Origin of the sequence: Streptomyces sp. GC420, assembly GCF_009916105.1 — a bacterium.
GTDB lineage: Bacteria > Actinomycetota > Actinomycetes > Streptomycetales > Streptomycetaceae > Streptomyces.
Window position 1 is genome coordinate 1 of record NZ_JAAAXQ010000352.1, and the last position, 8,154, is coordinate 8,154.

General features: G+C 72.4%; 6 protein-coding genes. 4 read left to right on the top strand and 2 right to left on the bottom strand.

Going from position 1 to position 8,154, the window contains the following annotated elements; genetic code table 11:
* Positions 1-130: 130 nt before the first annotated feature.
* The gene (locus GUY61_RS30685) at positions 131-643 is read right to left on the bottom strand and encodes a carboxymuconolactone decarboxylase family protein (protein ID WP_166633516.1); all 513 of its coding nucleotides are present in this window, start codon (positions 641-643) and stop codon (positions 131-133) included.
* Positions 644-690: 47 nt separating this feature from the next.
* Between GUY61_RS30685 and GUY61_RS30690 the strand changes: the two genes are divergently transcribed.
* The 4 genes from GUY61_RS30690 to GUY61_RS30705 all read left to right on the top strand — a co-directional run bounded on the left by GUY61_RS30690 (position 691) and on the right by GUY61_RS30705 (position 6,705).
* Positions 691-2,118 carry a PLP-dependent aminotransferase family protein gene (locus GUY61_RS30690; RefSeq protein WP_166633517.1) on the top strand — a complete coding sequence of 476 codons (1,428 nt, stop codon included), beginning with the start codon at positions 691-693 and terminating at the stop codon, positions 2,116-2,118.
* A gap of 51 nt (positions 2,119-2,169) precedes the next feature.
* Entirely contained in the window at positions 2,170-2,517 is a 348-nt protein-coding gene (locus tag GUY61_RS30695; RefSeq protein WP_166633518.1) for a hypothetical protein, read from the top strand.
* 3 nt (positions 2,518-2,520) lie between these two features.
* Positions 2,521-3,717 carry a glutathionylspermidine synthase family protein gene (locus GUY61_RS30700; RefSeq protein ID WP_166633519.1) on the top strand — a complete coding sequence of 399 codons (1,197 nt, stop codon included), beginning with the start codon at positions 2,521-2,523 and terminating at the stop codon, positions 3,715-3,717.
* 168 nt (positions 3,718-3,885) lie between these two features.
* Positions 3,886-6,705 (top strand): glycosyl hydrolase, encoded by a 2,820-nt coding sequence (locus GUY61_RS30705; RefSeq protein WP_166633520.1) that lies wholly within the window; start codon positions 3,886-3,888, stop codon positions 6,703-6,705.
* A 102-nt stretch (positions 6,706-6,807) separates the two neighbouring features.
* Here GUY61_RS30705 and rocD read toward each other — a convergent pair whose 3' ends face one another.
* Complete coding sequence (gene rocD / locus GUY61_RS30710; protein WP_313896949.1) at positions 6,808-8,058, bottom strand: ornithine--oxo-acid transaminase; 1,251 nt, start codon at positions 8,056-8,058, stop codon at positions 6,808-6,810.
* Between the last annotated feature and the right edge of the window lie 96 nt (positions 8,059-8,154).

Here is an 8,154-nt window from a genome sequence, read left to right on the forward strand (position 1 = left end):
GGCCCCGGGCGCGCCACCCGCCCGGGACCACCCGTCAACGGGACGACCGTCACCGGGGGTGCCGCCGCTCGGGTGGTGCGGCCTGCTCCGGAGGCGTCACCCGCGTGGTGCGGCCCGCGCCCAGCCGTGGTCAGTGCTGCTTGAACCGGCCCGGCGTGTAGTGCCCCGGCACCAGGCGGGCGGTCACGCCGAAGCGGTTCCACGCGTTGATGACCGTGATCGCCGCGATGAGCCGGGACAGCTCCGCCTCGTCGAAGTGCTTGGCGACCCGCTCGTACACCTCGTCCGGCACGAAGCCGTCGGTGAGGACGGTGACCGCCTCGGTCAGTTCGAGCGCCGCGGCCTCCTTCCCGGTGTAGAAGTGGCGGGACTCCTCCCAGGCGCTGAGCTGGACGATCCGCTCGACGCTCTCACCCGCCGCCAGGGCGTCCTTGGTGTGCATGTCCAGGCAGAAGGCGCAGTGGTTGAGCTGGGACGCACGGATCTTGACCAGTTCGAGCAGGCGCGGGTCGAGTCCCTCGCGCGCCGCCGCGTCGAGCCGGACCATCGCCCGGTAGACCTCGGGGGCGTGCCGCGTCCAGTCGAGGCGGGGCGCGTGCTCGTGGGCGTACTCGTTTCCGTCACGTGGAGCTTCGCTCGTCATGGCCGCCACGCTACGGACGGAGTGTCGCCCCGCTATGGTCCATTTCCATGACGGAATCCCGGGCCGCTTTCGGTGCCGACCTGCATGTGGAGCTCGCCGGTTCGGGCGGGCTGCGCGCCGGGCTGATGGACGCGCTGCGGGAGGCGGTGCGCACCGGGCGGCTGGCGCCCGGCACGCGGCTGCCCTCCTCGCGCTCGCTCGCCGCCGACCTGCGGATCGCCCGCAACACGGTGGCCGACGCCTACGCCGAACTGGTCGCGGAGGGATGGCTCACCGCGCGCCAGGGATCCGGCACGCGGGTCGCCCAGCGTGCCGTGCCGCGCCGGCGGAGCGGGGCCGCGGGCGGCCCCGGCGCGGCCGCCCCCGTCGCCTCCCGCCGTGCGGCCGCCAGGCGCCGGCCCGCCTACACCCTGAAGCCGGGCACGCCCGACGTCTCCGCCTTCCCGCGGGCCGCCTGGCTCTCCGCCGCCCGGCGGGCCATCGTCTCCGCGCCGAGCGAGGCCTTCGACTACGGGGACGCGGCGGGCCGGCCCGAGCTGCGGGAGGCGCTGGCCGGCTATCTGGCGCGGGCCCGCGGGGTGCACGCGGGCCCGGAGCGGATCGTGGTCTGCTCCGGGTACGTGCACGCCCTGCGGCTGCTGGCGACCGTGCTGCGGGCCCGCCGGGTGCGGGAGGTGGCCGTGGAGTCGTACGGGCTGGACTTCCACCGCGGGCAGTTCGCGGACGCCGGGCTGCGGGTGCCGCCGCTGACGGTCGACGAGCGGGGCGCGCGCGTGGGGGAGCTGGCGGCCCTGCCGAGGGCCGGGGCGGTCCTGCTGACGCCCGCCCACCAGTTCCCCAAGGGGGGTGCCCTGCATCCGGACCGGCGGGCCGCGGTCGTCGACTGGGCGGCGGCGGGCGGCGCCTTCGTCCTGGAGGACGACTACGACGGCGAGTTCCGCTACGACCGCCAGCCGGTGGGCGCGCTCCAGGGCCTCGATCCCGACCGGGTGGTCTACCTGGGCACGGCGAGCAAGAGTCTCGCGCCCGGCCTGCGACTGTCCTGGATGGTGCTGCCCGGGAGGCTGGTGCCGGAGGTGCTGGCGGCGAAGGAGTACTGGGCGTCGAGCGCCACCGACCAGCTGACCCTCGCCGAGTTCATCACCTCGGGCGCGTACGACCGCCATGTGCGGGCGATGCGGCTGCGCTACCGGCGGCGCCGCGACCAGCTCGTCGCCGCGCTCGCCGAGCGGGCGCCGCACATCCGGGTCACCGGGATCGCGGCGGGCCTGCACGCCGTGCTGGAACTGCCGCCCGGCACGGAGGAGTCGGTGGTGCGGGCCGCGTCCTGGCAGGGGCTGGCGCTGACCGGGCTCTCGGAGCTTCGGCACGAGGACGCGGGTCCCGGCCCCGACGGGCTGGTCGTCGGCTACGGCTCGCCGCCCGACCACGGCTGGGCGGGGGCCCTGGACGCCCTGCTGCGGGTTCTGCCGTAATCTGTCGGGCGTTCGAATCGCTTTGGTGTGCACAGGTCACGGGGGTCGGGTATGGCGACGGGACGGCGGAGACTGAGGTCGAGCACGGTGGCGCTGGGAAGCATGGGTGTCCTCGCGGCCGCCCTTACCTCCTGCGGCTCCGACCCCGACAAGCGGTGCGTGGACCGCGACAGTTACGACGTCTACAAGGGCTACAAGGTCGTCGACGCGGGGGAGTGCTCCGGCTCGGCGAAGTCCTCGAAGGCGTCGGCCAAGAAGCGCAAGGGTTCCGCGGACGGCGACTGGTACTACGACGCCGACGTCAGCGCCGGCTACGCCGACAACGGCACCTTCAGCAGGAACGAGGCCGTGGACCGCGACGGCTTCGGCTGCTCGGGCTCCGGCTCCGGCGGCGGCTGAGCCGTGCGCAGGCGCACCATCGAGCCGCGCCCCGGCTGGCAGCGGACCGTCGAGGAACAGGGCCTGATCTACCCGCTCACCCGGTACCCGGACGGTTCGCTGCGGCCGTACTGGGACGAGAGCGCGTACTACGAGTTCTCGCTGCCCGAGGTGGAGGCGCTGGAGGAGGTCGTCGGGGAACTGCACGCCATGTGCCTGGAGGCGGCCGCGCACATCGTCGCCACCGAGCGCTTCGCGGACCTCGGCATCACCGACGCGCGGCTGGCCGCTCTGGTGGCCGAGTCCTGGCGGCGCCGCTCCGAACTGCCGTCCGTGTACGGCCGGTTCGACCTGCGTTACGACGGTACGGGTCCGGCGAAGATGCTGGAGTACAACGCCGACACCCCGACCTCGCTGGTGGAGGCCGCGAGCCCGCAGTGGTTCTGGATGGAGGAGCGGTTCCCCGGCGCCGACCAGTGGAACTCCCTGCACGAACGGCTCGTCGAGGCATGGAGGAAGCAGGCCGCGCTGCTCCCGCCGGGAAGTCCGCTGTACTTCGCGCACTCGGCGGGCGACGAGCTCGGTGAGGACCTGATGACGGTCGCCTACCTGAGGGAGACGGCCGAGCAGGCCGGGCTCGCCACCGAGCAGATCGCGGTCGAGGAGATCGGCTGGGACCGCATCGCGCGGCGCTTCGTCGACAAGAAGCTCCGCTTCATGCGCAGTTGCTTCAAGCTCTACCCCTGGGAGTGGCTGACCACCGACCGCTTCGGCCCGTACGTCCTGCAGACCCTGGACAACGGCGGCGGCACCGGCAGCACCTGCTGGATCGAGCCCGCGTGGAAGATGCTGCTGTCCAACAAGGCGCTGCTGGCCGTGCTGTGGGAGCTGTTCCCCGGCCATCCGAACCTGCTGCCCGCCTACCTCGACGGACCGCGTGAGCTGGCCACGACCGCCGGATACGTGGCCAAGCCGCTGCTCGGCCGGGAGGGCGCGGGAGTGACGGTGCACGAGCCGGACGGGGAGCCTGCCGTGCGGGACGAACCGTGCTGCTACCAGGAACTGGCTCCGCTGCCCGCGTTCGACGGGAACCGGGTGGTGCTCGGCGCGTGGGTCGTCGAGGACGAGGCGGCGGGGCTCGGCATCCGGGAGTCCTCGGGCCTGATCACGGACGAGTACGCCCGCTTCCTGCCGCACGTCATCCTTCCGTCCGGCTCCTGACTCCCGGCTCCTGACCCCCGGGTCCCGCCCGGACCCGGACTCCCTTCTCTGCCGCCGTGCGTTCACGCCGGAGAGCGTTCGGGCGCCCCGTGACGGTCATTGCTTCAAGTCTTGACGGTACATCACCTCGCGTTTACGTTGACGCAACATTGAGAGCGCTCTCAGGAGGTGCGATCCGTGAGACTCCGAAGACTCCTCGCACTACTCCCGGCGACGGCCCTGGCCGTCACGGGTCTCGGCACGGCCGGTGCCGGCACCGCTTCCGCCGCCACGGTCCCCGTCGGCAAGGGCAGTTACAGCGACACCCTTCCGGCGGGGGCGTCAGGCCCGCAGAACAGCGCGGGCGCCCCCGTCAAGCCCAAGGTCACCGCCGCCGCGGCCGGCAAGCCGGTCCCCACCAACGACTGGTGGTCGTCCCTGGCCTTCCAGCGGTACGCGGACAATCCGTACTCCGAGAACATGTACGGCCACCCGCTCACCTACAAGGCCGTGCCGGGCGGCCTCGAAGTCGGTCACCCCGCGTCCTCGTCCGTCGTGGGCGGCGGCCGGCAGTACGAATTCCCGCACAAGCGCGATCTGACCCTCGGACTTCAGGGACTCAACTCCCCCGACGCCAGGGCGGACTCGTGGAGCGACTGGACCGTGACCCCGTACTGGTCCGACGGCGCCCGCACCCTGCGGACCACCATCGGCCACGGACTTCCGTTCGTGTACGCACAGGGCAATGGCGGCCCCGCACAGATCGCCGCCGCGAGCGCCCCCGACGTCTTCGCCGACGACGGCAACGTCCTCGGGGTCACCATCGGCGGCCACCACTACGCGCTGTTCGCCCCCACGGGCAGCGACTGGACGGTCTCGGGCACCGACATCCGCGCCGACCTGGGCGCGAAGGACTACTTCTCCCTCGCCGTACTGCCCGGCCGCGACGCCCTCGGCGACTACCGGAAGTACGCCTTCAGCTTCGTCACCGGTTCCAAGGTGACCTGGGACTACGACCGGGCCGCCGGCTCCGTGCGGGCCACCTACGCGCTCACCACGACGGCGCGCGAGGGCGGCGAGACGGGCACGCTCCAGGCGCTGTACCGCCACCAGTGGCTGCACACCCCGGACGAGCTGACCCCGTACACCTACGTCTCCCCGCGGGGAACCATGAAGGTGCGCGAGGGCACCTCCTTCACCACCGTCCAGAAGGTGACCGGAGCCCTGCCGGCGCTTCCGCGGTCACCGGGCCCGGACCGCGCCAGGCTCTCGGCGTACGTCAGGGAAGCGGCGGACGCGGGTGACCCGTTCAACGGCGCCACGGACTCCTACTGGACCGGCAAGGCCCTGGGCAGGCTCGCCCAGCTGGTGCCGATCGCGGACCAGCTCGACGAGCGGGCCGCCCGTGACAAGCTCCTCGGCCTGATCAAGGGCAGACTCCAGGAGTGGTTCACCGTCGGCGGCCCCGCCGAGTTCTCCTACGACAAGGACTGGCGCACCCTCACCGGTCACCCCGCCTCGTACGGCAGCGACAAGGAACTCAACGACCACCACTTCCACTACTCCTACTACGTCATGGCCGCCGCCGTCGTCGCCCAGTACGAGCCGGAATGGGCCGCGGACTCCGCCTGGGGCGGGATGGTCAAGACCCTGATCAGGGACGCCGCCAACCCGAGCAGGACCGACAGCGACTTCCCCTTCCTGCGGGGCTTCGACGTCTACGCCGGGCACAGCTGGGCCGCCGGGCACGCGGCCTTCGCCGCGGGCAACAACCAGGAGTCGTCATCGGAGTCGGTCAACCTCAGCGCAGGGCTGATCCTCTGGGGCTCCGCCACCGGTGACGACTCCCTGACCGACCTGGGCGTCTACCTGCTGACCACCGAGTCCGAGGCCATCACCCAGTACTGGATGGACGCCGACGAGGAGGTCTACCCGGAGGGGTTCGGCCACGACGTCGTCGGCATGGTCTGGAGCAGCGGCGGAGCCTACGCCACCTGGTGGACCGCCAACCCCGAGGAGATCCACGGCATCAACGTCCTGCCCGTCACGGGCGGTTCGCTCCACCTGGCGCGGGAGAAGGACGCCATCCGGCGCAATCTCGCCGAGATGGAGCGGGAGAACGGCGGACCGGCCGGCGAATGGCGGGACATCCTCTGGGAGTTCCGCGCCCTGGCCGACCCGGCGGAGGCCAGAAGGGCCTGGGACGCGCAGGGCGACGCCTACGCCCCGGAGGCGGGCGAGAGCAAGGCGCACACCTACCACTGGATCGCCACGCTGGACGCGCTCGGGGCGCCCGACACCTCCGTCACCGCGGACAGCCCGACGGCCGCGGTCTTCAGGAAGGGCGACATCCGCACCTACGCCGCGCACAACTTCACGGGCACGCCGCAGACCGTGACGTTCTCCGACGGCGGGAGGCTGACCGTCCCGGCCCGCTCCACGGCGACGGGCACCGGCACGGGCGGCGACCCGGATCCCGATCCGGACCCGGACCCGGACCCGGACCCGGACCCGGATCCCGAGCCGTCCACGGGAGACACCTTCCACCTGCGCTCCGGCGGAGTGCTGAGCACCACCGCGGGCTCCGCCCCGGGCACGGACACCATCGCGTCCGCGGACGGCGCCAACCGTGACGGCACCCCGTACCAGCCCCTGGTCTACGAGGTGGAGAACGTCAACGGCACCCTGAAGGCGGGCAGCGGCACGGACTTCCGCCTCCAGGTGGACGCGGGCACGAGAGTCGGCCTCGGACAGCAGGCCCGCGTGTCGTACGACCTCACCGGCGACGGCACGTTCGACCGGACCGAGACCTATCGCTACTTCGCCACCGATCCGGTCCCCGGCTGGGAGGAGTACCGCGCGTCCCGGACGGGGCTCCTCTCCTCCTCGGGCAGCCTCGGTGACCTCGTCGGGGGCACGGTCCGCGTCGAGATCTGGAGCGCGATCGGCAACGCTCCCTCCCAGCTCCAGGTCGACTCGGAGTCCGTGCTCCTCATCCCCTTCGAGTGACCCGGCCGGGCCGCGCCCACGCGGCCCGCCGCCCGCACCGCGCCCCCGGGCCCGGTGCGGGCACGGCCGGTCCACGGCGGCGCGGCCCGGTCGGGGAGCCGCTCAGGCCGGGACCGTCCCGGCCCCGGCCCAGCCGAGCACCGCCCGTAGCTGGTCCAGCCCCCAGTCCAGGTCCTCCTCGCCGATGACCAGCGGCGGGGCGATCCTGATCGTCGAGCCGTGGGTGTCCTTGACCAGGACGCCCCGTTCCATCAGCCGCTCCGAGATCTCCCGGCCGGTGCCGAGTTCCGGGGCGATGTCGACACCCGCCCAAAGTCCGCGGCCGCGGACCCTCTTCACCGCGCCGCCGCCCACCAGCAGGCCCAGCTCGTGGTGCAGACGGTCGCCCAGTTCGGCGGCCCGCCGCTGGAACTCGCCGGTGCGCAGCATCGCGATGACCTCCAGGGCCACCGCGCAGGCCAGTGGGTTGCCGCCGAAGGTCGAGCCGTGCTCGCCGGGCCTGAACACCCCCAGCACGGCGGCGGACGACACCACGGCGGAGACCGGCACCACGCCGCCGCCCAGTGCCTTGCCCAGCACGTACACGTCCGGGACGACCCCCTCGTGCTCGCAGGCGAAGGTCCTGCCCGTGCGGCCCAGACCGGACTGGACCTCGTCCGCCATGAACAGCACGTTCCGCTCCCGGGTCAGCTCCCGCACGGCCGGCAGATAGCCGGGCGGCGGCACCAGCACCCCGGCCTCCCCCTGGATCGGCTCGATCAGCACCGCCACCGCGTTGTCGGTCAGCGCCGCGTCCATCGCGGTCAGATCGCCGTACGGCACGATCTCGAAACCAGGTGTGTAGGGCCCGTAGTCGGCGCGGGCCTCCGGATCGGTGGAGAAGCTGATGATCGTCGTCGTGCGGCCGTGGAAGTTGTTCGCCGCCACGACGATCTTCGCCATGCCGTCCGGCACGCCCTTGACCTTGTAGCCCCACTTGCGGGCGGTCTTCACCGCCGTTTCCACGGCCTCCGACCCGGTGTTCATCGGCAGCACCATCTCCATGCCGCACAGCTCCGCCAGCTCGGTGCAGAACGCGCCGAACCGGTCGTGGTGGAAGGCACGGGAGGTCAGCGTGACCCGGTCGAGCTGTGCCCTGGCCGCCTCGATCAGCCGCCGGTTGCGGTGCCCGAAGTTGAGCGCCGAGTATCCGGCGAGCATGTCGAGATAGCGCCGTCCCCCGACATCCGTCATCCACGCCCCCTCGGCGGAGGCGATGACGACCGGCAGCGGGTGGTAGGTGTGCGCGCTGTGGGCCCCGGTGGCGGCGATCAGCTCCGCGGGCGTGCCCGCTCCGTACTCCGGTTCGGGCACATGGCACTCGTCCTGGTCCTCGCAGCTCCTCCACGACGGAGGTCCGGTTCGAGTTCCGGCCGAGTGGGGTGCGGACCACATACGAAGCACGGGTCA

Excerpts from the sequence above, each read along its gene's own strand:
- GUY61_RS30685 (WP_166633516.1), bottom strand. The coding sequence starts at position 643 with ATGACGAGCGAAGCTCCACGTGACGGAAACGAGTACGCCCACGAGCAC.
- GUY61_RS30690 (WP_166633517.1), top strand. The coding sequence starts at position 691 with ATGACGGAATCCCGGGCCGCTTTCGGTGCCGACCTGCATGTGGAGCTC.
- GUY61_RS30695 (WP_166633518.1), top strand. The coding sequence starts at position 2,170 with ATGGCGACGGGACGGCGGAGACTGAGGTCGAGCACGGTGGCGCTGGGA.